At 68.8% G+C, this 25,182-nt stretch carries 11 protein-coding genes; 3 read left to right on the top strand and 8 right to left on the bottom strand.

What is annotated here, in order from left to right; genetic code table 11:
• Positions 1-89 precede the first annotated feature (89 nt).
• From AC3WT0_RS13600 to metH, 3 genes are all read left to right on the top strand, one after another.
• Positions 90-2,210 (top strand): phosphocholine-specific phospholipase C, encoded by a 2,121-nt coding sequence (locus AC3WT0_RS13600; protein ID WP_492753938.1) that lies wholly within the window; start codon positions 90-92, stop codon positions 2,208-2,210.
• Between the two features lie 81 nt (positions 2,211-2,291).
• Complete coding sequence (locus tag AC3WT0_RS13605; RefSeq protein ID WP_492753939.1) at positions 2,292-3,359, top strand: homocysteine S-methyltransferase family protein; 1,068 nt, start codon at positions 2,292-2,294, stop codon at positions 3,357-3,359.
• The gene (gene metH / locus AC3WT0_RS13610; protein WP_492753940.1) at positions 3,356-5,998 is read left to right on the top strand and encodes a methionine synthase; all 2,643 of its coding nucleotides are present in this window, start codon (positions 3,356-3,358) and stop codon (positions 5,996-5,998) included. The genes AC3WT0_RS13605 and metH overlap by 4 nt, the downstream gene beginning before the upstream one ends.
• Before the next feature lie 21 nt (positions 5,999-6,019).
• On the opposite strand, the gene AC3WT0_RS13615 is transcribed toward metH, so the two are convergent.
• The 8 genes from AC3WT0_RS13615 to AC3WT0_RS13650 all read right to left on the bottom strand — a co-directional run bounded on the left by AC3WT0_RS13615 (position 6,020) and on the right by AC3WT0_RS13650 (position 25,095).
• Positions 6,020-6,658, bottom strand: coding sequence for a 2-dehydro-3-deoxy-6-phosphogalactonate aldolase (locus tag AC3WT0_RS13615; protein ID WP_492753941.1), 639 nt, complete (start codon positions 6,656-6,658; stop codon positions 6,020-6,022).
• A gap of 72 nt (positions 6,659-6,730) precedes the next feature.
• A complete protein-coding gene (locus AC3WT0_RS13620; RefSeq protein WP_492753942.1) occupies positions 6,731-10,048 on the bottom strand; it encodes an error-prone DNA polymerase in 3,318 nt (1,105 codons plus the stop codon).
• Positions 10,045-11,688, bottom strand: coding sequence for a Y-family DNA polymerase (locus tag AC3WT0_RS13625; RefSeq protein WP_492753943.1), 1,644 nt, complete (start codon positions 11,686-11,688; stop codon positions 10,045-10,047). Before AC3WT0_RS13625 ends, AC3WT0_RS13620 begins: the two co-directional genes overlap by 4 nt.
• Positions 11,591-12,364, bottom strand: a complete 774-nt coding sequence (locus AC3WT0_RS13630) for an ImuA family protein (RefSeq protein WP_492753944.1) — start codon at positions 12,362-12,364, stop codon at positions 11,591-11,593. The genes AC3WT0_RS13625 and AC3WT0_RS13630 overlap by 98 nt, the downstream gene beginning before the upstream one ends.
• Positions 12,365-12,475: 111 nt before the next feature.
• A complete protein-coding gene (locus AC3WT0_RS13635) occupies positions 12,476-14,173 on the bottom strand; it encodes a hypothetical protein (protein ID WP_492753945.1) in 1,698 nt (565 codons plus the stop codon).
• A gap of 2 nt (positions 14,174-14,175) precedes the next feature.
• Positions 14,176-18,732 carry a hypothetical protein gene (locus AC3WT0_RS13640; RefSeq protein ID WP_492753946.1) on the bottom strand — a complete coding sequence of 1,519 codons (4,557 nt, stop codon included), beginning with the start codon at positions 18,730-18,732 and terminating at the stop codon, positions 14,176-14,178.
• On the bottom strand, positions 18,725-22,156 hold the full coding sequence (locus tag AC3WT0_RS13645; protein ID WP_492753947.1) for a hypothetical protein: 3,432 nt from the start codon (positions 22,154-22,156) through the stop codon (positions 18,725-18,727). Before AC3WT0_RS13645 ends, AC3WT0_RS13640 begins: the two co-directional genes overlap by 8 nt.
• Positions 22,153-25,095 (bottom strand): DUF6603 domain-containing protein, encoded by a 2,943-nt coding sequence (locus tag AC3WT0_RS13650; RefSeq protein ID WP_492753948.1) that lies wholly within the window; start codon positions 25,093-25,095, stop codon positions 22,153-22,155. The genes AC3WT0_RS13645 and AC3WT0_RS13650 overlap by 4 nt, the downstream gene beginning before the upstream one ends.
• Between the last annotated feature and the right edge of the window lie 87 nt (positions 25,096-25,182).

Raw genomic sequence — 25,182 nt, forward strand, 5'->3', positions numbered from 1 at the left:
CGGCGTTGCGGAATCGGCAGGGGCGATGCAGGCGAGGGGCGCGGCCGCATTGTCATCTGCCGGCAACCTGATTGTTTATGAGGGGCTTCATGTCCAGACTTCACGGCGATCGCCGATCGTTCATCAGAGCCATGATCGCCGCCGGCGGGGTCGGGTCGGGATTGCTGCCGTCTATCGCGCGCGCGATAGACATTCCCGCGCACCGGCGCACGGGGACGATCGCCGATGTCGAGCATGTCGTGATCCTGACGCAGGAGAACCGTTCCTTCGATCATTATTTCGGCACGCTGAGCGGGGTGCGGGGTTTTGGCGATCGCTTCGTCCTGCCTGCCCGCGCGGAGGAGGGGGCAGCATCGCGCACCATATTCGTCCAGCCCGACGAAGCGCCGGGCACGGGCAGGGTGGTGATACCCTTCCACCTCGATACGGCCAGGGATTTCCGCCTCGTCAGGCTCGCGGGGACGCCGCATACCCTGCCCGATGCGCAGGCGGCGTGGGACGAAGGGAGAATGAGCGCCTGGCCGCAAGCCAAGCATAATCACGCAATGGGCTATTTCACGCGCGCGGACATTCCGTTCCAGTTCGCGCTCGCCGAGGCCTTTACGATCTGCGACGCCTATCATTGCTCATTCCACGGCGGAACCAACCCGAACCGGCTGTTCATCTGGACGGCGACCAACGATCCGTCGGGCCGCGCCAATGGGCCGGCGATCGACAACAGCTACGACAATTTCGTCGATCCCTTCGGCCATGGCGGCTATCGCTGGGGCACTTATCCCGAGCGTCTTCAGGCGGCCGGCATCAGCTTCCAGATCTATCAGGATATGGCTGACAATTTCGAGGACAACCCGCTTCCGGGTTTCCAGGCCTATCGCGCGGCGCGGTCGGCGACGGGGGGCAGGCTGCGCGATCTGGCCGACCGCACGATAGCGACGCGCGACCTCGATCGGCTGCGCGCCGATGTCGAGCAGGGCAAGCTGCCGCAGGTCTCGTGGATCATCGCGCCCGCGCGCTTCTCCGAACATCCCGGACCATCCTCGCCGCTGCAGGGCGCCGAATATACCGCGCGCGTGCTCGATGCGCTGACCGCCAATCCCGAGACATGGTCGAAGACGGTGCTGCTGCTGAACTTCGACGAGAATGACGGGCTGTTCGATCATGTCCCGCCGCCCGCCGCGCCGGCGCGGGACACCCGCGATCCGTCGATCCTGCTCGGGTCGAGCACGGTTCCGGTCGACGACGAATATCATGTCCATGCGCAGGACGATCGCGACCGGCCCTATCTGCATCGCCCCTATGGCCTCGGCCCGCGCGTGCCGCTCTATGTCATCTCCCCGTGGAGCCGCGGCGGCTACGTCTCGTCAGAGGTGTTCGATCATACGAGCATCATCCGTTTCATCGAGACACGCTTCGGCGTCGAGGAGCCCAATATCAGCGCGTGGCGACGCGCGGTATGCGGCGACCTCACCTCATGCTTCGATTTTGCGCGCCGCGACGACGAGGCGTTCGTGGCTGCGCTGCCGACGACGCAGCCGATGGCGGCGCGCGCGGCGACCCTGCCCGAATTTCATCCCGACATCCCCTTCGGCGCGACGGCGCCGGTGCAGGAGCAGGGACTGCGGCCACGGCGCGCGACGCCCTATGATCTCGAAGCCGAACTGGCGCGCGATGCGTGGGGCGGCCTTGCGCTGCGCCTCTCGAATCGCGGACGCGATCGGGCGGCGGTGTTCCAAGTCTATGATGTGGGCGATCTCTCCGCTGCGCCGCGCCGGCACACTGTGGGTGCGGGACGCATTGTCGACGTGCCGCTGCCGACGCGCGGTAACGGGCACTTCGATGTCTTCCTGCTCGGCCCCAACGGCTTCCACCGGCGCCTGACCGGCAAGGCTGGGGCGGTGACGGTGCGGCTCGATACGCGGCGCGGGCCAGGCGCGGCGCGACTCCGGATCGCGCGACTGGACGGCAAGGTGTCGCCCGTCGCGGTGCGCGATCTCGCCTATGGCGCGCCCGAGAAGCAGTTGCCGCTTTCGGCCGGCGGCAAGGCCGAGATCGTGCTCGACCTGATGGCGAGCCATGGCTGGTACGATCTGCTCGTCGATCATGGCGATGGCGAGACTCGTCTGGCGGGGCATATCGAGACGGGGGCTGCATCCTGTTCCGATCCCGCCGCTTTCGGGCCGGCCCGACTGGTTTTCGGCGCGCCCGCGTGACGCGCGACTTGAACATATAAAGATATCTTTATATTGGAGTGACGAGACCCAAGCACTGGGTCGTTCACGGACGATTCGACCATGCCCGCACCTTCCCCCGACCATGGCGCGCGCGCCGCGCTGATCGCAGCGGCCCAGCACCGCATCCTCATCACCGACGGCGCGTTCGGCACCGAGATCCAGAACTGGAAACTGTCCGAGGCGGACTATGCCGGCAGCCTGGGGCTCAGCCACGACCAGAAGGGCAACAACGACATATTGGCGCTGACCAAGCCCGAAGTGCCAGAGGCGATCCACCGCGCCTATTTCGAGGCCGGGGCCGACATTGCCGAGACCAATACCTTCTCGGCCAACCGCATCAGCCAGGCCGATTACGGCGCCGAGCATCTGGTCCGCGAGATCAACTATGAGAGCGCGGCGATGGCGCGGCGCATCGCCGACGAGTTCGCCGCGAAGGATGGCCGCCGCCGCTTCGTCGCGGGCGCGATCGGCCCGACCAACAAGACGCTGTCGTTGTCGCCCGACGTCAACGATCCCGGCTATCGCGAGATCGATTTCGACTATCTGAAGGGCGTGTATCGCGAGCAGGCCGACGCGCTGATCGAGGGCGGCGCGGATTTCATCCTTATCGAAACGGTGTTCGATACGCTGAACGCCAAGGCCGGGATCATGGCCGCGCAGGAAGCCGCCGAGGCGATCGGTCGCGACGTGCCGATCATGCTGTCGATGACGCTGACCGATCTTTCGGGGCGCAATCTTTCGGGCCACACGGTCGAGGCCTTCTGGCATGCCGTACGCCATGCCAAGCCGGTGACGATCGGGCTCAACTGCTCGTTCGGCGCGGAGCAGCTTCGCCCGCACGTCCGCACCCTGTCGGGCATCTGCGACACGCTGATCATGGTCTATCCCAATGCGGGCCTGCCCAACGAGTTGGGCGCCTATGACGAGGCGCCGGCTACCACGGCCGGCCTCGTCGGCGAATGGGCCGAACAGGGGCTGGTCAACATCCTCGGCGGCTGCTGCGGATCGACCCCCGCGCACATCAAGGCGATCGCCGACGGTGTCGCCGGGCTCCCCCCGCGCGTGCCGCCGGTGCTCAAGCCCCAGACCCGCCTTGCCGGCCTCGAACCGATGCTGATCCCCGCATGACCATGATCGAAGACACCGAGGATACCGCGCCGACCGCCATTTTCGTCAATGTGGGCGAGCGCACCAACGTCACCGGATCGGCGGCGTTCAAGAAGCTCATCATGGCCGGCGACTATGAGGCTGCGGTCAGCGTTGCGCTGAACCAGGTCGAAAATGGCGCGCAGGTTATCGACGTCAACATGGACGAAGGCCTGCTCGACGCCGAGCTGGCGATGACCACCTTCCTCAAGCGCATCGCGGCCGAGCCCGATATCGCGCGCGTGCCGGTGATGATCGACAGTTCGAAATGGTCGGTGATCGAGGCCGGGCTCAAATGCGTCTCAGGCAAGCCGATCGTCAATTCGATCAGCATGAAGGAAGGCGAGGAAGCCTTTCTCGACCATGCCCGCAAATGCATGGCCTATGGCGCCGCCGTCGTCGTCATGGCGTTCGACGAGACCGGCCAGGCCGACACGCAGGCGCGCAAGGTCGAGATTTGCGAACGCGCCTACAAGCTATTGATGACGGTCGACTTCCCGCCGGAAGATATCATCTTCGACCCGAACGTGTTCGCAGTCGCGACGGGTATCGACGAGCATAATAATTATGGCGTCGACTTCATCGAGGCGTGCCGTGAGATAAAGGCGCGCTGCCCACATTGCCATATCTCGGGCGGCCTGTCGAACCTCAGCTTCTCGTTCCGCGGCAACGAGCCGGTGCGGCGCGCGATGCACTCGATCTTCCTCTATCATGCCATTCCGGCGGGGATGGACATGGGGATCGTCAATGCCGGTCAGCTCGACGTCTATGACCAGATCGACCCGGTGCTGCGCGAGGCGTGCGAGGACGTCATCCTCAATCGCCCCCAGCGCGATCCGGATCAGACCCCGACCGAGCGGCTGATCGCTGTAGCCGAGACCTTCAAGGGCAAGGACGCGGCGGCCGAGAAGGCGGCGGAGGAATGGCGCGGATGGCCGGTCGCCAAGCGGCTTGAACATGCGCTGGTCAAGGGCATCGACCAATATGTGGTCGACGATACCGAGGAAGCGCGCCAGATCGCCACGCGCCCGATCGAAGTGATCGAAGGGCCGCTGATGGACGGCATGAACGTCGTCGGCGACCTGTTCGGATCGGGCAAGATGTTCCTGCCGCAGGTCGTGAAGTCCGCACGTGTGATGAAGAAGGCAGTGGCGCATCTCTTGCCCTTCATCGAGGCCGAGAAGGACGCGAACAGCAAGGGCAAGGGCCGCGTCGTGATGGCGACCGTGAAGGGCGACGTCCACGACATCGGCAAGAACATCGTCGGCGTGGTCCTGCAGTGCAACGGGTTCGAGATCATCGACCTCGGCGTGATGGTGCCCTGGCAGACCATATTGCAGGCGGCGAACGAGAATGAGGCCGACATGATCGGCCTGTCGGGCCTGATCACCCCCTCGCTCGACGAGATGGTGACGGTGGCCGAGGAGATGCAGCGCGCAAACATGACGATGCCGCTGCTGATCGGCGGTGCCACCACCAGCCGCGTCCATACCGCGCTGCGTATCGACCCCGCCTATAAGGGGCCAGTCGTCCATGTGCTCGACGCCAGCCGTGCCGTCGGCGTCTGCACTTCGCTCGTCTCCGAGAACCAGTCGAAGGATTTCGTCGCGCGGACCAAGGGCGAATATGAGGACGTCCGCATCAAGCGCGCCAATGCGAGCGGATCGAACCTCGTGTCGCTGGCGGACGCGCGCGCCAACGGCTTCGTCGCCGACATGGCGTTGAAGCCGGCCGCGCCGGCCAGCCCCGGTCTCCATCGCTTCGACGACTGGAGCCTCGAGGATCTGCGCCAGACGATCGACTGGACGCCCTTCTTCCGATCGTGGGAACTGGCCGGCAACTATCCCGGCATCCTCGAGGATGCGGTGGTCGGCGAAAGCGCCCGTTCGCTCTTCGCCGATGCGCAGGCGATGCTCGACCGGATCATCGCCGAGAAATGGCTGACGGCGCGGGGCGTGGTCGGGCTCTGGCCCTGTCGGCGCGACGGCGACGACGTCATTGTCGAGGAAAATGGCCGCGAACGCCGCATCAGTTTCCTGCGCCAGCAGGTCGCCAAACGCGAGGGGCGCGCCAATTATTGCCTGGCGGATTTCATCTCGCCCGACGGCGACTGGATCGGCGGCTTCGCGGTGACGGCGGGGCACGGGATTGAGCCGCATCTCGCGCGCTTCAAGGCTGACAGCGACGATTATTCGGACATATTGCTCAAGGCGCTGGCCGACCGCCTGGCGGAAAGTTTTGCCGAGCGGATGCACCAACATGTCCGCACCACCCTATGGGGCTATGCGGTCGGCGAGAATCTGTCGAACGAGGAACTGATCCGCGAGCATTATCGCGGCATCCGCCCCGCGCCGGGCTATCCGGCCTGTCCCGACCACACGCTGAAGCCCGAACTGTTCGAGATGCTGGCGGGCGGCGCAGGCGACGTTGCGGGCATCACGCTGACCGAGAGCATGGCGATGCTGCCGACGGCGGCGGTGTCGGGCTTCTATTTCGGGCACCCGCAGTCCGAATATTTCGGCGTTGCGCAGATCGGGCAGGATCAGGTGGCGGATTATGCCGCGCGGCGCGGCCGGCCCAAGGACGAAGTCGAGCGCTGGCTGCGTCCCAATCTGAGCTGAGGAAATGATGGCGGTGGGTGTTCAGCCCGCCGTCGCTGTCCAGCCCGCGACCAGCGCCCGCGCCTTTGCGCCGGCGACGTCCGCGTTGTCGCCGGGCTTGTAGATCGACGATCCGAAGCCGAAGCCCGAAGCGCCCGCCGCGCGCCATTCCGCCATCGACGCGGCATCGATGCCGCCGACGGGCAGGACCGGGACGGTGGCGGGGATGACGGCGCGCATCGCCTTCAACTGGGCCGGGCTGGCCCCCTCGGCGGGGAAGAGTTTGAGCGCGACCGCGCCAGCGCCGAGCGCGGCGAAGGCTTCGCTGGGGGTGAGGAAGCCGGGCAGCGAAACAAGCCCCAGTGCCGCCGTCGCGGCGATCACGGCCGTGTCGCTATTGGGCGAAACGATCAGCGCGCCGCCGGCGCGGGCGACATCATTGACCTGATCGACCGACAGCACGGTGCCCGCGCCAACCAGCGCGCGGCCAGCCAGCCGTTGCGACAGGCGTGCGATGCTGTCGAGCGGATCAGGCGAATTGAGCGGCACTTCGATCAGCGCGATGCCGGCGTCGACCAGCGCTTCGCCCACGGCCACGGCCTCGTCGGGACGGATGCCGCGCAGGATGGCGACGAGCGGGAGCCGGGCGAAGGCCGCGTCGAAGTCGCTGAGATGAGTCATGATCTGCTTGCTCCGTGGACGGGCTAGAGCCTTATTTCGAAAACGCCGCCGGGGGCAGGAAAATCAGCCAGGTCAGTGGAAGTCGCGCGATTTGGGGATGATCCGCACGTCGCGGGGATGGCGTGCGCGGGGCAGAACGGGGTGCGCGAACACATCGGCGGGTGAGAGGTCGACAGGCATGCGCTGCTCTTCGCCGAGCCGGTCGAGCAGGTCGCTGCGATCGACGATGCGGTCGGCCATCAGGTGGATCACGCCTTCCTCGCTGCGCTGCACCTGCCCGTGCGCTTCCATCAGGCGCGAGGCCATGAGCGGGCGGCGATAGCGCTCGAACATCCGTGCCCAGAGCAGGATGTTCACGATCCCCGTCTCGTCCTCCAGCGTGGCGAAGATGGCGTTGCCCTTGCCCGGCCGCTGGCGGACGAGCACCACCCCCGCCACCCTGGCGCGCCGTCCGTTGGGCGTCGCCGCCAGCTCCTCGCTCGACTTGATGCCTCCAGCCGCGAGCGTCGCGCGCAGGAAGTGCAGAGGGTGCCGGCGCAGCGAGAGGCGCGTCGTCTGATAATCGGTCGCTACTTCCTCGGCGAGCAGCATGGCGGGCAGCCGTGCGTCGGTCTCGTCAGCCAGTTCGCGTGCGCGGGCGGCGGCGAAGAGCGGCAATTCGGTCGAGGCAGGCAGGCGCCGTGCATCCCACGCCGCCTGCCGCCGCCCGAGGTCCAGCGATCCGCACGCATCGGCATCCGCCAGCAAGCGCAGCGCGCGGACGGGCAGGCCGACGCGCCGGGCGAGTTCCTCCACACTGGTGAAGGGGCCGCCGGTCGTGCGTTCGGCGGCGATGGCATAGCCCCATTCCGCGCGGAAGCCGTCGATCTGGCGGAAACCGAGGCGCAGCGCGAAGCCCTTGTCCGCGCGGTGCGCCGCGATGTCCCAGCTCCACCGGGCATGCGCCTCGCCATCGGATGCGCCAGTCTCCAGGCCATTGTCCCAGTCGCTGTGGTTGACGTCCGCGGCGCGCACTTCGACGCCATGTTCGCGCGCGTCGCGCACGATCTGGGCGGGCGCATAGAAGCCCATGGGCTGGGCGTTGAGCAGCGCGGCGGCGAAGACGGCAGGCCGCGTGCATTTGATCCACGCCGAGACATAGACGAGCAGCGCGAACGAGATGGCGTGGCTTTCGGGGAAGCCATAGCTGCCGAAGCCCTTGATCTGGTTGAAGCAGCGCTGGGCGAATTCGGGCGCATAGCCGCGCGCCGTCATCCCCTCGATCATCTTGCGTTCGAATTCGCCGATCGTGCCGAGATTGCGGAAGGTCGCCATTGCGCGGCGCAGCCGGTTCGCCTCGTCGGGCGTGAAGCCGGCGGCGATGATGGCGAGCTTCATCGCCTGTTCCTGGAACAGGGGCACGCCGAACGTGCCCCCCAGCACCTCGCGCAGCTCACCCGGATCGTGCGGCAGCGCGGGCGAGGGGAAATCGATGGGCTCCTTGCCCGCACGCCGCTTCAGATAGGGATGCACCATGTCGCCCTCGATTGGGCCGGGGCGGACGATCGCGACCTGCACGGCGAGATCGTAGAAGTAACGGGGTTTCAGGCGCGGGAGCATGTTGATCTGCGCGCGGCTTTCGACCTGGAAGACGCCGATGCTGTCGCCGGTGCAGAGCATGTCGTAGACCGCCGCCTGCTCCTGTGGCACGCCGGCCAGCGTCAGATCGCCGAGACCGTGCGTGCGCATCAGATCGAAGGCCTTGCGGATGCAGCTGAGCATGCCGAGCGCCAGCACATCGACCTTCATCAACCCGAGTGCGTCGATATCGTCCTTGTCCCATTCGATGAAGGTGCGGTCCTCCATCGCGGCATTGTGGATCGGCACCAGTTCGTCCAGCCGCCCCTGCGTCAGCACGAAGCCGCCGACATGCTGCGACAGATGGCGTGGCGCGTTGAGCAGCTGGCCGACGATCCAGTGCAGCCGGGCAAGCTCGGGCGCGTGCGGATCGAAGCCGGCATTGGCGATGCGCGCGGCCTCCATGCTTCCGGCATGGCTGCCCCAGACCGTGCTGGTCAGCCGTGCGGTCACCTCCTCGGAAAGCCCCAGCACCTTACCCACCTCGCGCACCGTGCTGCGCGGGCGATAGTGGATGACGGTGGCGGCGATGCCGGCGCGGCTGCGGCCATAGCGCTGGTAGATATGCTGGATCACTTCCTCGCGCCGCTCATGCTCGAAATCGACGTCGATGTCGGGCGGCTCGTTGCGCTCGGCCGACACGAAGCGCGAGAAGAGCAGGTTGAAGCGGTTGGGATCCACCGATGTGATGCCCAGGCAGTAACAGACCGCCGAATTGGCCGCCGATCCGCGGCCCTGGCACAGGATCGGCGGATCGAGCGAACGGGCGTAGCGCACCAGATCGTAGACGGTCAGGAAATAATGGGCGTAGTCGCGTGCGCGGATAATCGCGAATTCCGCGTCGAGCAGCGCCTGAACCTTGCCGGGTATGCCCTCGGGATAGCGCATCTCGCGCGCCAGCCGCAGCGTCTCGTGCTCCAGCCAGGCCTGCGGCTCCCAGCCCTCGGGCACGGGTTCGTGCGGGTATTCGTAGCGCAGCTCGTCGAGCGTGAAATCGATGCGCGACAGGATGTCGGTGGCGGCGTCGACGGCCTCGGGCGCGTCGCGGAACAGCCGCGCCATTTCCTTCGCCGGCTTCAGATGCCGTTCGGCATTGGCGAGCAGGCGCGTGCCGGCCTCGGCAATCGTCGTGCCTTCGCGGATGCAGCTGATGACGTCGTGGAGCGGGCGCTGCTCGGGCGTCGCATAAAGCGCGTCGCAGGTGGCGAGCAGCGGGATGCCGGTGCGCCGCGCCAGCGCCTGCTGCCGTGCGAGCCGGCGACGGTCGTCGCCCCGACACGCCATGGTCGCCGCGATCCACAAGGGAGCGTGGCGGGCAAGCCGGCGCAGCAGGAGTTCATGCTCGTCGTCGGCGACGGCGATCAGCAGCAGTTCCTGTGCATGTTCGATCAGGTCGGCGAGGTGGAGCAGGCACTCGCCCTTTTCGGCGCGGCGGTTGCCGAGCGTCAGCAGGCGGGTAAGTCGGCCCCAGCCGTGGCGCGTCATGGGATAGGCGACGATATCGGGCGTGCCGTCGGCAAAGACGAGGCGCGCGCCGACCACCAGCCGGAAGCCGAGATCGCCATGACCCTCGGCCGCAGCCTGCGCACGGGCATCCCTGAGCGCGACATGCGCGCGCACCACGCCTGCCACCGTGTTGCGATCGGCAATGCCGATGCCCCTGTGGCCGAGCGCGATCGCCTGCGCGACCATGTCGGCGGGGTGCGATGCGCCGCGCAGGAAGGAATAGCTGGTCGCGGCGAGCAGTTCGGCAAAGGGAGGCGGCGCGTTCATGCGAACAGGCCGTGGATGTACCAGGCCGGGCTCGTGGTCTCGCGTTCGTAAAGCCCGTGGCGGAACAGCCAGAAGCGGCGGCCGCGCGCATCCTCCACCCGGAAATAGTCGCGGGTGAGCAGCGGACGCCCCGCATGGGGCAGCGGCGGCAAGGGCTCGTCATCCTCCGCCGGGTCGTCGCGCCCGGGCCTGCGCCGGGCGTGCGTGGCGACGGGATCGGGCAGGCGATCGACATTCACCCGCCACCATTCGCCGGCGATGCGCTCGGGGCCTTCGAAGCGCTTCACCTCATGCACCGCGCGGCGCCAGCGGAAGCTGCGCGGCGGCCCGTCAGGCACTTCGGCCAGCACCTCGACCGGCTGGGGCGGATCGAAGAGGTGAAGCGGACGCAGCGGCGGTCCGCCGGCGGGCGGTGCGGGCCAGGATATGGATGCGCCGGCCTCGACGGCGGGCAGCGACAGGGTCTGTTGTTCGGGAATATGCGTGTCGCGCGGATGGAAGCGGCGGACGCGCCCGCGCCCCAGCCGCGCGCTCAGTCGGTCGACCAGCGCCGCCATCGCCTCGCTGCTCAGGCTGCCGCCTTCGAGCTGGAGCTGCGACGGCGCGAGCGGCTCGACCGCCGGCACCGCCAGCCGCACGAGATCGAAGCCGAAGCCCGGATCGATGGGGTCGGCGAGCGTGTCGATGCGTTCGCGGAACAGCCGCGCCGTCAATCCGGTGTCGCGCGTGGGCAGCCCGGTCTCGATCGCGATCTCGCGCACCGCGCCGTCGCTGCGGTAGAAGCGCCCGGCGAAGCGCCGGCCGCCGCCGCGCCGCTCCTCCAGTGCCAGAGCGGCCTCGCCGACGAGATCGTCGAGTATGGTCAGCGCATCCTCGGTCCGCGCGATCGGCTCGGGGAAGCGGCGCTCGAAAAGCAATGCGGGCAGCGCGCGACGTGGCGAGATGCGGCTGTCGGCATGGCCGAGCAGGCGATCGAGCGCCGCCACCGTTTCCGTGCCGAAACGCGCGGCGAGCGGCGCCGAGGGGCGGGCGGCGAGATCGCCGATGGTCTTCAGCCCCGCGCGGCGCAGCGCCGTTTCGGCTTCCTCGTCGAGCTGCAACGCGGCGACGGCGAGGCGCCGGATCGCCTGATCCTCGTCGGCGGCGGGCGCGGTCTGGAAGCGGGCAAGCGCCTGCGCGGCCTCGGGCGTCGCGGCAAGCGCGTGGCGCAGGCTGATCCCGGCCGCGCCGATCCGCTGCTCGATATCCGCCGCCAGCGCCGCCTCGCCGCCGAACAGATGGGCGCAGCCGCTAATGTCGAGCGTCACGCCGTCGGGCGGATCGAGCGCGACCATCGGTGTCCAGCGATCGCAGCCGTCGGCGACGCGTTCCAGCCAGATGCGATCGGCATGGGGATCATGATCGACCGCCGCGAGTTCGGGGACGCGTGCCCGCGCGTCGGCCAACGTCAGCCCCGGCGCGAGGCCAAGGCGCAGCGCCCGCGCGTCGAGCGCGACGACGCGCATCGCGCCGCGCTGCTTCTCGACGAAGGCGATCGGTGCATCAGGCGTGCCGCCGTGCGTCGCCAACCAGCGATTGGCCGGCAGCAGGGGAAACCACAGCGCTAGGAAGCGGCGCTTCGCGGAAGCAGGCACGGTCACGATCCCATTCCAGCAGCCAGCGTCCGCCATCGGGGCGGCCGCGCTGGCGCAACAGTTGAACGTCGAACGCCGGCAAGCCGGGCGCATCGGCATCCAGCGCGAGCGAAGGCGCGGCGGCGATGCTCCAGCGCGTCTGCGCGGCGCTGGGCGCGGGATCGGCCTCGACGCGCAGCAGCAGGGTGGTGACGCCCGATGCGTCCGCCGCCAGCGCCAGCCGCCGGCTTGCCGTCAGGTCGAGCGCGCGCGGGTTGCGCCACAGCTCGATCACCGCCGCGCCCAACTCGGTGCAGCGCACCGCATCGGCGGCGGCGCGCAGCAGCGCCACCGGATCGGGGAGCAGGATCAGCAGCAATCGTGTCGGATCGATCCCGATTTCGGCCAGCCCCGGTGCGTGCAATTGCCCGCCCTGCCGTTCCGCATCCTGCTGTCGCAGCCAGACCAGCGGCGCATCGTCCGGGGCGGCAAGGCGCGCCAGCATCGCCGCGAAACCCGCCGCGCTGCCGCCATCCCCGGGCGTCGCCGCGAACAGCTCGTGCAGCCGCCCACGCGCCAGCCCGCCGCCGATCGCAGCGTCGAGCGACGCATGGCCAAGCGGCGCGCCGCCAAAGTGCGGTCGCTCGGCGATCCGTGCGATTCTTCCCTGCAAGGCGCATGGCGCATTCACCGACTCAACCATCGATATGTTCACTATATGTTCTAGTCTGCCTGTCTGGTTACAGAGTCAAGCAGGCGAGTCGATGCCGGGCGTGCGTGCACGGCCTGGCAAGCTGCGTTCTCAGATGGGCTCTCAGCGTCTCAGCGCGCTGTCCCACGCCAGTGCCGAATTAGCCTCGCCGCGCGCGACGGAGACGCGGCGCGCGATCCAGCGGCGCAGATGCCCCTGATTGTCGCGGACCAGCGCCGGCACGCGGCGGACGACGACGCCCTCGCGCGGCACTTCTTCCTCGAACATGTCGAGCGGCAGCGGCGCGAGGATGCGGCCGCGCGCGGGGTCGTCGTCGGTGAAGCTGCCCTTGCGCAGGTGGAATCCGCCCTTGCCGCCATCGGGCACGGGCACCATCGGGATCCACCAGTCGGGCACGTCCTTCTCGAGCCGATAAGTCAGATCGGCCTCTAGGGGGGTGGTGAACTGTTCGGGCGGCTTGGCTTCGATCGCGCGCTCGCGCGGGTCGCCGGTCGGCCCCTGCACGCGCTTCTCGATCGCCCAGACCATGTTGGCCGTCTCGTCGCGCGCGAAGACGACTTCCTCCAGCGCCGGGCCTTCGACGGCATTGCGCCCGCCCGGCGGCACGAGCAAGGCGCGCAGCGTCCCGCCCGAAGCGGCGCTCAGCGTGAACAGCTCGAAATCGTCGGGGCCGCTATTGCCGTCCTTGACCTCGAACCGTTCGTTGAAGGTGGTGCGGTAGAAGACCGAGCCCATTTCCACCACTGCGCCGCGTGGCACGTCGAGCGGGGCGACGAGCCAGTCGTCGGCATGGACGGTCGCGAAATCGAGGAAGGCGACGCGCGTCAGATCCTGCGGCTGGACCTCGACCATCCCGAAATTGACCTGCCCGTCTTCGAAGCGCCACAGTCGGTTGGCGGGCATGCCGGCATAGCGCAGCCGCGTGGCGTGGACGGTCGCTTCGATCGCCTCTGCGCCAGCGCCCGCCGCGTCGCCATCGACCGCGATCTGTGCGGCATTGTCATGATCGAAGCTGTGCCAGTCGACCGGGCCGCCATCGTGCGCAGGGGCGCGGCAGACGCGCTGATCGGCCTTCGTCCCCGCGCGGACGGCGAAGCTATATTCCAGCCGGTCCTGCTGCCAGCAATCGCCGAGCGCATCGCGGGGCTCGATATTGGCGCGGAACCAGTCGAGCCAGTCGCGCGCCGCCTGCACCGCGCCGGCGCTCGCGCCCGACGCCCAGCTGCCGGTGAAGCTGCTGTCCTCGATCTGCGTCGCAGCGGCCGATCCGTCGACGCCGCCGCGCGCCAGCAGCTTCCACATCGGCGGCACGGGCGCGATCGGGCCGCCGTCGGCCGGCACAGGCAGCGGGCAGGCGGCTGACAGCGCGGCGCGCAGATCGGCCCCGGCATCGGCAAGCATCGCGACGAGCAGCGCGCCGGCCTCGGCCCGGTCGCGCAGCGTCGCGCCGGCGAAGGGCTCGGCTTCGGCCTCGGGCTCGATCAGGTCGCGCTCGACGATCGCGCGCGCGGCATGGCCCTCGGGCGCGAAGGCGGTCATCCGCCGGGCATTGGCGTTGAGCTCGACCGCGACGGGCGTGCCCGCATCCTCGCCGTCAAACTCGCCGAACTGCCACTGGCGCGCGAGCAGCCACAGCGGATCGTGCACGCGCGCGGCCAGCGCCTGCGCCGGCTCGCCGCTGAGGCTCTGCGGCTCCAGCCGCGTCCAGGCCGGCGGGGCGACGATGGGGAAGCGAACCGCCATGGCCGGCGAAAGCTCGACGAAGGCCGCGACGCCTTCCTTCACGATATCCGCGCACATGATCAGTTCTCCTCGACCATGGCGAAGGCGCGCAGCGGCGCCCCCACGAGCGAAGCCTTGAGGAAGGCATCACCGAACTTCGACCAGTCGATCGTCTTCTCGCCCTGCAGCGACCAGCTCTGCGTGTAGATGGCAGGCAGGATGCGCGCGGCGAGCGGAACGGTCTCGAGCGTCACCAGCCGCATCCGCGCCATCTCCATCGTCTCGGTGACCAGATCGAAGACGCGATCGTCGGTCCAGCGTGCGCCGTCGGGCGAGATGCCGAGCAGCATCGTCTGCGGCGGCTGGACGTTGGGCGCGTTGGCGTGGATCGCGACCCCCGCCGTGGTTTCCAGCACAATCCTGGCATCACCCGCCTCGCCCTTGAGCGCGCGGCGCGGAAAGGTCTCGGTCCAGTCGTCGATCACCAGCCCCGCAAAAGCCGCGGGCATCGCGGCGGGCGCATCGGCGACGATCGAGATGACCGCCGCATCGGGGGTCTTCGCATCGTCGGGCAGCGCTTCCGCCACCCAGCGCCCGGCGACGCCGCCCATCTGCATCACCGCCAGCCGGGGCGTGACGCCCAGGCTGTCGCTGAGCATCAGATGGTCGTAGAAGGTGCGCACCTGCGCGCGCACCGTGCCGATGTCGCCCAGATAACGGCGGATCGAAGCCGGCGCGACGGGATCGAGTATGACCTCGAAAGTCGGGTTGGCGTTGGCGATCTGGGGGATCGGCAGGATGAAGTCCGCGCCCATCAGCGCCTGCGCGCGCTGCGCCAGACCCTCGGCATCCAGCGGCGATCCGGCCAGCGCGCCATAGGCCGCCAGCCGGCGCTGCGCCTCGGCATCGGCCAGCAGCGCGGTCTCGCCCAGCTGCGCGCGCGAGACGCTGGGCGTCGCGATGCCGAAATCGGTCATCGCGACCAGCGCCGGGGACAGATCGGTGACGTTGACCGAGGACGAGACGATGAGCGCGGCGAGCGCCTCGCGCCGCTGCGACAACAGCAGGGCTGTCTCGTCGAGCCGCGTTGCAAGCGATGCCAGCGCCGCAGGATCGGGGCCGTAGGCGGGAGGCGCGCCGGGCAGGCAGAAATCGCTGCCGCCCGCCACGCGCGCGCTGGTCAGCACGCGGCGCACCCCGTCGGCGATGGTCAATATGTCGGCGAGCGCGATGTCGCCGGCGGCGAGGCGCGGGTCGGCGGACAGCGCAGGATCGAAGGAAGCGCTGCCGGCGGCGCGGCGCGCGGCCGAGGCGGGATCGTCGCTGAGCGCGACCAGATCGAGCGCGGCGATCGAGCCTGCGGGGATGCGGACGGCGTCGCCATTGTCGGCGAAGCCGATGACGATGCGCGCCGGATCGCCCAGCCGCTCGGCGGCCCAGCCTTCCAGCCCGGGCGCCAGCCGCGCGCGCGGCGCATCGGCATCCCAGGCCCCTTCGCGGCCGATGATCAGCAGGCGGTGCGATACGGGCTGCCCGCCGCGCATTGAGTTGACGAAATCGGGTTCGGGCGGGGCGACGTCGCCGCGGCCCGACGCGTCCATCGTCGCCGAGGCGCGCGCGAGATTGCCCTGCGCCACCTGATGCACGCTTTCGGCGAGCAGCAGATCGGCGACGGCGTCGACGCTCATATCGAGCTTGCGGATCTCGGCATCGACCTTGTTCCAGATCGCGTTGGTCATCGCAGGCCAGGTCGCGCCGGCGGGCATATAGGGGTTGTTCGCCGGCTTGGCGGCCAGCTTGGCCTTGATCGCATCGGGGCCGCCCGGGGCGCGCCACATCTCGACGAGGCGAAGCCCGTCGCAGACATTGGCCGCCGCGATCGCTTCCTGCGCTTCCTGGTCGATCGCTTCGCCGCGATCGCTCAGCTTGCCCTGCGTCAGCGGGGCGGCGGCGCGCAGGTTGAGCACCAGATAGCCCAGCTGCCCGTCCTGCAGCGCGCGCTCGATCCGGTAGCCGAGCAGCGCGCCGAGCGGCTGCCCCTGCCGGATGCCGTCGATCAGGTGCAGCGCGTCGCGGACGTCGGCCGACGGCAGGCCGATCGCATAGGGGTTGCGCTGGCCGGGGGCTGGCGTGTGGCTGAGATGCGCCGCGCGCAGGATGCCCGCCGTCGTCGCATGCGCGAGCGATGGCGCGAGGATATAGCCGCCGTCGGCCGATCCTGCCGCCTGCTTGGGGCGGAGATTCTCGACATAGGCGAAGGCGCCGATCGAAAGGCCGGCCGGCTTGGCTGCGCGCTGGGTCGCCATCCGCCGGGAGACCGCGCCGGTGATCCACGCGTCGAGCCGGTGCGATACGGTGTCGAGCGTCTCGCCGACCAGCAGGTGGCGTGCCTGATCGGCCGGGTCGCCGACATCCCTGGACAGATGATCGAGCGCGGCGCGGAACTCGGCCTTCACCGCTTCGACGCTGAGAAACTCGTCGGCGACGAGCACCGAAAGATAGTCGCGCGCCACCGTCGAGCTCACCGTGTCGAAATAGGCGGCGAAGCCCATTTCGTGCATCGCATCCATGGCGAAGCTGCGCGCGGCGGGGCGCGCAGCCGGATCGTCGGCGCCGGGCAGCTTGGCCTTGAGCGCATCAAGCGTCGCCGGATCGGCGTTGCCGGGCTCGTTCATCTGCCGGACAATCGCGTCGCGGACCGCCACGGGCAGTGTCGCCGATACGCGGAAATGGTCGATGAAATCGCGCCCCGGCCGCCGCTTCGCCGCGACGCGCGCCGCCGCGATAGCGACAAGCGCCTGGAACACGCTCGATATGTTGCCGCCATTGCCGCTGGCGAGCAGTGCGGCGAGGAAGCCCGCGTCGCGCGCGTCGTCGGCATAGGGCAGCAGTACCGGACGCGCCTTGTCGTCGAGCGACGCGCCCAGATTGGCGTAGCTGAAATTGCCGATCGCTTCCTGCAGCATCCGCGTCAGCAGCGCTTCGATGTCGGTCGCCGCCTTGGCGGTGGTCGTCACCTGCCCGACCGCGCCGATCATGCTGCCCGACAGGCAGCGCCGCGCGCGCACGCCATAGGACACGCCCGACTGGCCGAGCAGCCGGTCCATCGTCTCGCGCAGATCGTCGCCCGAACCGACATGGGCGAGATCGCTCGTCGCCGCCATCCAGTTGGGGCGCAGCTTGCGGAGGAAGCCGGTCAGCTGGCCGCCGAACTTGTCGGCCGCGTCGTCCTTCCACGCCTTGGCGAAATTGGAGACGGGCAGGATGCCGTAGGGCTGGCTGCCGATCCGCAACGCCGGAACGGGGCCGCGCCCGCGCACATGATCGCGGTGGAAGACGCGGATGCGCTCGATCACCGCAGGCGAGATCGCGTCATTGCCCTCGTCGACCGAGTCGAGGAACTGGCCGAGCGTCGCCGGCCACAACGCGCTGTTCATCGCCGCGGCATCAGCCTGCTCATGCTCCAGTGCATGATCGACCCCGCCCATCCACGGCGCATCGATCCCCAGCACGCGCATCAGCGTTGCGGCATTGCTGTCGGCGGGCGCGGCCGGCTGGCTGAGCGGCGGAGCCGATTGCGCGATCCGCCGCTGCCAGGCGGCGCGCGCGATCTCCGTATTGTTCGTCGGCGTGCCTTGCGGGAGGAAGGCGAGCCCGTCGCTTTCCCAATGCGCCTCGAGCAGCGTGGTCAGCTCGGCCGCGCTCTGCGCCGGATCGCGACTGCGCCGGACGCCGGCGACGATCAGCCGGTCGATCGCTCCCGCCTGCGACAGCGGCAGGGTGAGCGCCAGCCCCTTCGCGATTGCCGCGTCGAAATCGGCGACCCATTCGGTTCCCGACAGGATCTTCAGCCCGTCCTGCTCGACCATCGGGGTTTCTTCCTGCGTCAGCAGGCCGATGCGCACTTCGGGCGGGATCGCCGACCCCACGGCGCGCGAGCGCTTCGTGCCTTGCTCGGCGATCGCGACGAAGCGGTCGGGCAGCAGCCGGGCAAGCGCCGCGCCGCCGCCGCGTGCGGCGGGGCTTGGGAAGGCCGGCGCGCCGGTGCCGAGATCGGCGACATTGTCGGGCGTCATCGCGCGGACGACCCAATGCGCGCGGCCAGCGCCGATCGCGTTGACCAGGATGTTCCAGGCGTCGGCCTGCGCTTCGGCGCCCGTGGTCGACCAAAGCTGCATCCAATAGGCCTGGCCGGCCGCGACTTCCTTGTCGGACAATCCCCGGTCGAGCCGATCGACATGGATCTCGTCGGGATAGATGCGGATGCGCAGCGCGTTGGCCGCCGCGTTGAAGCGCGTCTCGATACGCACGGGGAGGAGAAGCAAAGGCACGTCCGCCGGCGCGTCGCAGCTTTCGCGCTGCTTGAGCCTGTCGATCAGCACGGCATGATCGCGGTCTAGGGTCAGCCGGTCGCGCCGCGCTTCCTCCACCTTGCCCGCCAGCGTCTCGATGCGGCGCTGGCTGCGCGTGGCGGCGGCGCGGTCGCCCGTGGCGTTCGCCGCAGCCAGCGTGTCGCGCGCGCTGCGCAGGTCGGCGCCCAGCTTGGCGATCTCGGCATCCTTGCCCTGGATCTGGTCGAGCAGCGATGCCGTCGATCGGTGGACTTCGCCGAACAGGCGATCGGTGGGATCAGGCATTCGGCCCTCCTGCGCTTTCGATATTCTCGAGAAGATCCTTGCCGGCGAACGCGGCGCGGACGGGGTCGCGCAGCAGCGTGCGCGCAACCACGGCCGACGATCCCGGCCAGCCCTGCACCTCCGGATCGCTGCCTTCGTCGCGGATGTTCACGCTGCGCGCGTGCGGCGCGAGGAACTGGCCGCGATCGAGCATCGGCACGCCGCCGACCAGCGCGGTCAGATCGTTCCAGTCGAGATCGCCCTGATCGATCGTCGCGGCGGCCGATCGCGGATTGCCCGATGGCGCCTCGGCCATGCCGAAGCGCGGCGCGGTGGGATGCTCGGCAAGCAGGAACCACCAGTTATCGGCTTTGACCTCGGCGGCGGAAAGCTTGAACCCGACCAGCAGATAATCGGGATCGAGCTGGGCGTGGAACAGTATCTCGGCCTCGCTGTCCTCGACGAAGGTCGGTGGGAAGTTGCCGTTGGTCGCCTTGACCGCCGCGATGATCGCATGGGGATAGCGGCGGACGATCGCGCCGCGCACGACGAGCACCACGGGCAGGAAGCCGGGGCCGCCCGTGCCGCCGATCGACATGTGCGTGCCCAGCGGCTGCGAGCCGAACTGGTGGATCGGCTTGGTCAGCTCGTCCTGCTCATTGTCCCAGAAGCGCTTGAAATAGGTGCCGCGCTGGTCGGTCGGATAATTGCGCCACAGAAGCTCGCGGCCCATCTCGTCCGACAGGCCGGTGAGGAAGGCCTCGCAGAAGGAGGCATTGGCCTCGAGCAGCGTGACGAAATCGGGCTGGGTGATCGTGCCCAGTCCGGGGACCAGCCAGTCGCGGTCATAGGCGTCGAGCGCTTCGTACATGGCGCGCGGAAAGGCGGGGGCGGCCATGACGGGGTCGATCCGCAGATCGTCGAACCAGCCGGGGCGGATCAAGGCGGGCCATTTGCGGATCCGGCCCTTGAGATAGTCGGTCATCCGTTTTGCCGGATCGAGCGTTTCGACGATCTGCTGCGTCGTCAGCGCCAGCGCGGGCACCGATTTGGTGTCGCGCACCGGGGGCAGCGCGACCTTGTTGATCGTCGCATCGAAGCCCTGGGCCAGCGTCGTCAGCTTGAGCGCCGAAATCTCGGCGAGGTTGCGCGTCAGATCGCGCGAGAATTGCGTTTCGAAACGCGTCGCGGGATCGGCTGCGGGGGTTACGGGGATGGTCGGCGTCGGCGTCGGCCGCACCACCACGGGGCCACGCCGGCCGAGGATATTGTCGGTGACGCGGTTGGCGGCGGCGGGCGTGGTGCGGATGGTGGTCGCCGCGATGTTCGTCGCGATGCCCGTCCTGATGCCCGGCTGCACCGGGGCCGCGACGTCGCGCCGCACGGTGGCGACGGGGAGCGCGGTGGCGAGCGCGGCGATCCGCGTGGTGCTGGCCGTCGCGAAGCCGGGGGCGGTGACGCGCGCCATCCCGGCGAGCGCCGCGCCCGCCAGTTCGGCGCGCAGCACGCCCGGCCCGTCGGCCGCGCCCGGCACCTGCTTGTCGATGCGCCCGGCGAAATAATCGGCGAACAGTCCGCCGACGGTGCGCCCGGCATCGACGCGCCACTCAGTCGCGCCGCCGGCCAGCTGCGCGATCGCCGTGCCGCGCGACAGCGGCTTCACCCGGTCCTTCAGCGTCTGGAAGGCGACGGTGGGCGCGACGCCCAGCACGCGCCCGATCAGATCGGGGCCAAGCACTTCCAGCCCCTTGTCGGCGATCGCGGTGATCCCGTCGGGATTGGCGTAGGTCAGCCGCTGGTCGCGGAAGCGCCCTGCGTCGGCGACGAAATCGGGTGCCTTGGCCAGCGCGCGCAGCGCCATGCCCTTGCGCATCGCGGGTGCCGACACGCTCGTCACGCGCTGCGCGGTCATGCTCAGCGTGCTGCCGGCGGTGCGACTGTCCTCGATCTGCTTCCACAGGCTGTCGGGGCGCGCGGCGACGCGGATGCGATCGTGCAGCGGGCGGGTGAGCCGCGTCATCGCGCCCAGATCGAGCGCCGCGATCCGCCGCTTCATGTGCGACTGGTTGATCAGCTTGGCGAACTGATGCTGCTGGATCTGGTGGTTGAGCTTGTTGATCTCGCTCACCTGCGCCCAGGCCGCCTGCATCAGCAGTTCCTGATCCTTCTGCACCACGCGCGTGCCCAGCCCGGCGACGATGCGCCACAGCGGATGGGTGTTGATCTGGCTGAACCAGTTGGCGTCGGCGGCGGCGTTGCTCGTCGGCGGATCGCCGAAGACGGGGCCGACCGCGTTGCGCGCGGCCTGATAGCGGGCGTAGAGGCGCGGCCCCACGCGCGGCAGCAGCGGCGTATTCTCATTGGCGGTATCGACACGGATGCGCAGCTTGTCGCGCAGCGGTGCGGGCCAGCCCGGATCATTGTCGCTCGGCCCGTTGGCGGGGGCGGTGGCGGGTGATCGCAGCGCGCAGCTCAGCACCTGCACCGCACCGTCGGCGCCCGGCGCGGCGCCATCGATCCCGCCGCCGGGCTGGGTCCCGTCGATCATCCGCCTGCCGATCTGCCAGGGCGCACCGATCGGCACCAGCCGCTCGGCCAGCGACTTGAAATCGCCCGCAGGCCCGGTCTCGAACTCCCAGGAGTCGAAGACGGGAAGCTGGATCAGGCTTTCGGCGTCGCTGCCGTCGGGCGCGCGGAACCATGCCCGGTCCAGCGTGCCGCCGGGGACGCCCAGCCCTGCCTTGGCGCCGCAATCGAAGGCCGGCACCAACGCCGCACGATAGGCCTTGCCGGGCTCCAGCTTGCGCGGGCAGATCAGCCGCGAGAGATTGGCGAGCGCATGTTCGTCCGACAGGCGATCAGCGATCGCGGGGCCGGTGCCGCCCACCACCTGCGCATGCGCGAAATAGGCATTGTCATCCAGCGACTGCAGCTCGCCATATCGCGTCGCCAGCACGCGCGGCAGGCCGGGCGACGAGGGGGGCAATATGGTCGACCGGTCCTGCAGGCAGACGACGAGGGCGAGCCAGGGCTCCAGCCGCTCGCCCGCCGGGGCCGAGGGGCTGAACATCCAGGGCAGGTCGGGCCGGTCGAACTCGATCTGCGCCATGAAGGTCTCTTCGGCGCTGCTCGTCCCCGGCGCCGGCTCGCGGCGGATGATCTGCCCCGGATCGAGGCCGACGACATCGCCCGGGCCGTAGAGCGTCAGGTCGCGCGAGACGGGAACCGAGGCGACCCCGGTCCCGCACACGTCGAACGCGACCTTGACGATCGCGCGCCAGGGCGCGGCGCCAGGCGATCCCGCGATCGCGCCGGCCAGCCCGTTGCGCACATAGGGCACGAAGTCATAGTCCTGGAGGACGATATCCTCCGGCTTGAACGGCGCGACGAGGTTGACCCGCGCGTCGGCGACGAAATTCTTCGCGATGCTGAGAGATTCGATCATGCCGCCAGTCCGCTTGCCAGAACGCCGAGGTCGTTCGACCCGGCCATGAATTCGGCCGCGTGCGTCGGGCCGATATTGGTCGTCGCCGCAGCAAGCGGCGCGAGCGTCGCGCGATTGACGACGGTCACCAGCCCCGGATCGGCGAGCACCGGTTCGGGCGGCGTGGGCGCAACCGCGAGATAGGGGTTGGCGCTGGTCTTGCGCGCCTTCGCCACCGCCGACGCGGCGAGCATGCCCTTGCTCGCGCCCGCGATCTTCCAGCGGACCGGGATATCGACCACCGGCTCGGGGCGGTTGGGATAGACGGTGTTCCAGGCATAGGCCGCATTGACCGCCGTGCCGTGGATCGGCTTCGACGATGCGGCGACGACCATACCCGCCGGCATCTGCTCGAAATCGGGCCGCGCCATCAGCTGATCGTCCTTGAGCGCCAGGAAATGCCCCGGCGAGAAGCGATCCTGCACCGTCGAGACGGCAGCGGCGTCGTCACCGCCGACCTTGGGCGGCGCCAGATAGACGCGCGATGCCGAAACCGGGCTCGATCCGATCCGGTCGATCTGCGTCTCCAGCGGGACGCGCGATTGCTTGACCTCGAGCCGGCCGAGCGGATGGAACAGCCGGTCGCTGCCCGTATCGGCGAAGCGGACGAGCTGGAGCGCGTCGGCCGGCAGGATCGGCGTCCAGGCCGCGTCGGCCTTGAGCGCCTCGGCCGCGGTCCCGACGCTGTCGACCATCGGCGCGTCGGCCGGGCGCGGCTCGCCCCAGGTGATCGGGCCGATATCGACATCGACGTCCCACCACAGGATTTCGGCCGTCGCCGTGCCCTCGAGCCGCCAGGGCTGGTCGCCCGAAAGCTCGCCGTGGAAATGGACGCCCGCGATCGTCGCGCCGAACGCCTTCACCTCGATGCCGACGTCGAGGATGACCATGAAGTGGAAATAGGGCGCCCACTGGAACAGCGCGTCGAGCTGGATCCACGCATGGGCCGAGGCGATGCCGACATCGGCGCTGAGATCGAGCTTGCCGCCGAACTGGATCGAGTTGGACGTGATCGCGACATAGGCCTCGGCGGTGATCTTCAGCCAGTCGACCGGCGGCTTGAAGCCGATCGACAGCCGGTCGAGCTTCCCGATTTCCTTGGGTGCGTCATATTTGGGGAAGAAACCGCCGACCGAGAGCGCGAACGCCCCTTCGCCCGCCCATTTGATGAACAGGGCGATGTCGCCCGACAGGCTGAGCGTGAACAGCTTCGACTTGGCGATCGAGACCTTGAGCAGGAAATAGTCGGGCGTGATCTCGCCCATCAGATTGGCGTGGATGTCGACGATGCGCTTGTCGGGTTTGATGTCGGCCGAAGGGACGCCGATCTCGAGCGCGCCGAGGATGACCAGCTTGGGATCGGGCAGGCTGAGCGCGATGCCCAGCCGCGCCTTGACGAAGCCCGCCTGCGATCCCCAGCCGATCTCGGCGATCGGCCCGACGACGAAACCGCCGTCGCGATAGGGAAAGACCTTGCCCAGCGAATCCAGTATCTGCGGCGCCGCCGCCACCGGATCGGAGGGGAAGAGCAGCTGGCCGACGATATCGGTCTTCAGCCCGTCGCGCAGCGCGATCGTGTCGATCGCGCGCTCGATCGCCAGGATGCCGCCCAGCCCGTTGAGCGTGAAGCCGAAGCCGAGGTCGATCTTGGGCGCAAAGCGCACGCCGATGACGATGACGAAGCTGAACGGATCGGTGCCGAGCAGGCCGATCGCGGTGATCCCGAACTTGGCGAACTGCAGGTCGAAGATGCCGCCATATTCCTTGGTATCCTCGGAATAGCGGAGATAGCCGCCGCCGGTGACGATGCCGGTGTTGATCCGCACGCCCATGCCGGTGGGGATTTTGGGCGCGGCGTCGGGCCCGCTGCCGTCGACCCAGCGGATCGAGACGCCGCCGCCCTCGACGACGATCGCGAAGGCGTCGCCCAACTTGCCGGCGATCGTCATCACCACGTCGATGCGGTTCTGGCTGTCCTTATTGTCCTTCGCCGGCTGGATGATCGCGAATTCGCGCAGCTCGACGCCGGGGAAGGCGAAGCGCACGGGCAGGATGATCTTCTTGTCCTTGCCCGCGCCGAAGGTCAGCCCGTCGGAACTGTCGAGCGTGATCGCCACCTGGTCGGTCTCGGCGGTCTTGCCCTGTCCGGGCATGATCTTCTCGAGCATCTTGTCCGAACGCAGCCCGGCCTGCAGCTTGGTGTGCAGCTCGATCCCGACCTTGGCCTTGGTCTTGTAGTCGAAGAAGGCTTCCAGATAGGCGCCGTCGAAGCTGATCGCGCCCAGCGTCTTCGGCCCGGCGCTCAGGAATTTCAGCCCCAGCTTCTTGTCGGGGCGGCTCCAGACGAGCGCGTTGGCGACGTCGTTATGGGCGTTGTCGACGTCGAGCACCGCCTTGCACACATCGTCGAATGCCTTGACCGTGCTCGCGCCCAGCGACTTGAACGGCGCCTTCCACGGATCGGTGATCCCGCCGATCGCGTCGAGCACCTGCTGCTTGCTCGCCGGGTTGTTCTCGCGCTCGGCAATCTTCTCCGCCAATATGTCGAGCGCCTCGTCAAAGGCGATCAGCACATAGGCAAGCTCGGTCGCGGCGCGCCCGGCCGCCTCGATGGTGAAGGGATCGGTGCCGATCTCGGTCGCCATGTTCGTCACCGCGGTCTTCGCGGCCTCGAACTTGGGCTTCAGCGCCTCGCCCAGCGCCTTGCCGATCGGGGTCAGATTGTCGACGTCGGTCTTGATCCGGTCGATCGCGTCCTTGGTCGTCCCGCTCGTCCCGTCGAACAGCGATTTGAGGAAGGAGCCGGTGTCTTTGAAGGTAGTGCCGACCATGTCGCCGGCGCGGCTGTTGGCGAAGCCGAGGACGCCCTTGACCAGCGCGGTCCAGACATCGTCGCTCATGCGCGCCTCCGCACGTCATGCGCGGCGATGGATCGCGGAAGCGGGGAAGGGGCGCGGACGATATGCGCCGCGGAATCGAGCCGGACC

This window comes from Sphingomonas sp. EU05-FHT14C10 (genome assembly GCF_058790595.1).

Bases quoted from the DNA above. Each gene is read 5' to 3' on its own strand.
- AC3WT0_RS13600 (WP_492753938.1), top strand. From the start codon at position 90: ATGTCCAGACTTCACGGCGATCGCCGATCGTTCATCAGAGCCATGATC.
- AC3WT0_RS13605 (WP_492753939.1), top strand. From the start codon at position 2,292: ATGCCCGCACCTTCCCCCGACCATGGCGCGCGCGCCGCGCTGATCGCA.
- metH (WP_492753940.1), top strand. From the start codon at position 3,356: ATGACCATGATCGAAGACACCGAGGATACCGCGCCGACCGCCATTTTC.
- AC3WT0_RS13615 (WP_492753941.1), bottom strand. From the start codon at position 6,658: ATGACTCATCTCAGCGACTTCGACGCGGCCTTCGCCCGGCTCCCGCTC.
- AC3WT0_RS13620 (WP_492753942.1), bottom strand. From the start codon at position 10,048: ATGAACGCGCCGCCTCCCTTTGCCGAACTGCTCGCCGCGACCAGCTAT.
- AC3WT0_RS13630 (WP_492753944.1), bottom strand. From the start codon at position 12,364: ATGGTTGAGTCGGTGAATGCGCCATGCGCCTTGCAGGGAAGAATCGCA.
- AC3WT0_RS13635 (WP_492753945.1), bottom strand. From the start codon at position 14,173: ATGTGCGCGGATATCGTGAAGGAAGGCGTCGCGGCCTTCGTCGAGCTT.
- AC3WT0_RS13640 (WP_492753946.1), bottom strand. From the start codon at position 18,732: ATGCCTGATCCCACCGATCGCCTGTTCGGCGAAGTCCACCGATCGACG.
- AC3WT0_RS13645 (WP_492753947.1), bottom strand. From the start codon at position 22,156: ATGATCGAATCTCTCAGCATCGCGAAGAATTTCGTCGCCGACGCGCGG.
- AC3WT0_RS13650 (WP_492753948.1), bottom strand. From the start codon at position 25,095: ATGAGCGACGATGTCTGGACCGCGCTGGTCAAGGGCGTCCTCGGCTTC.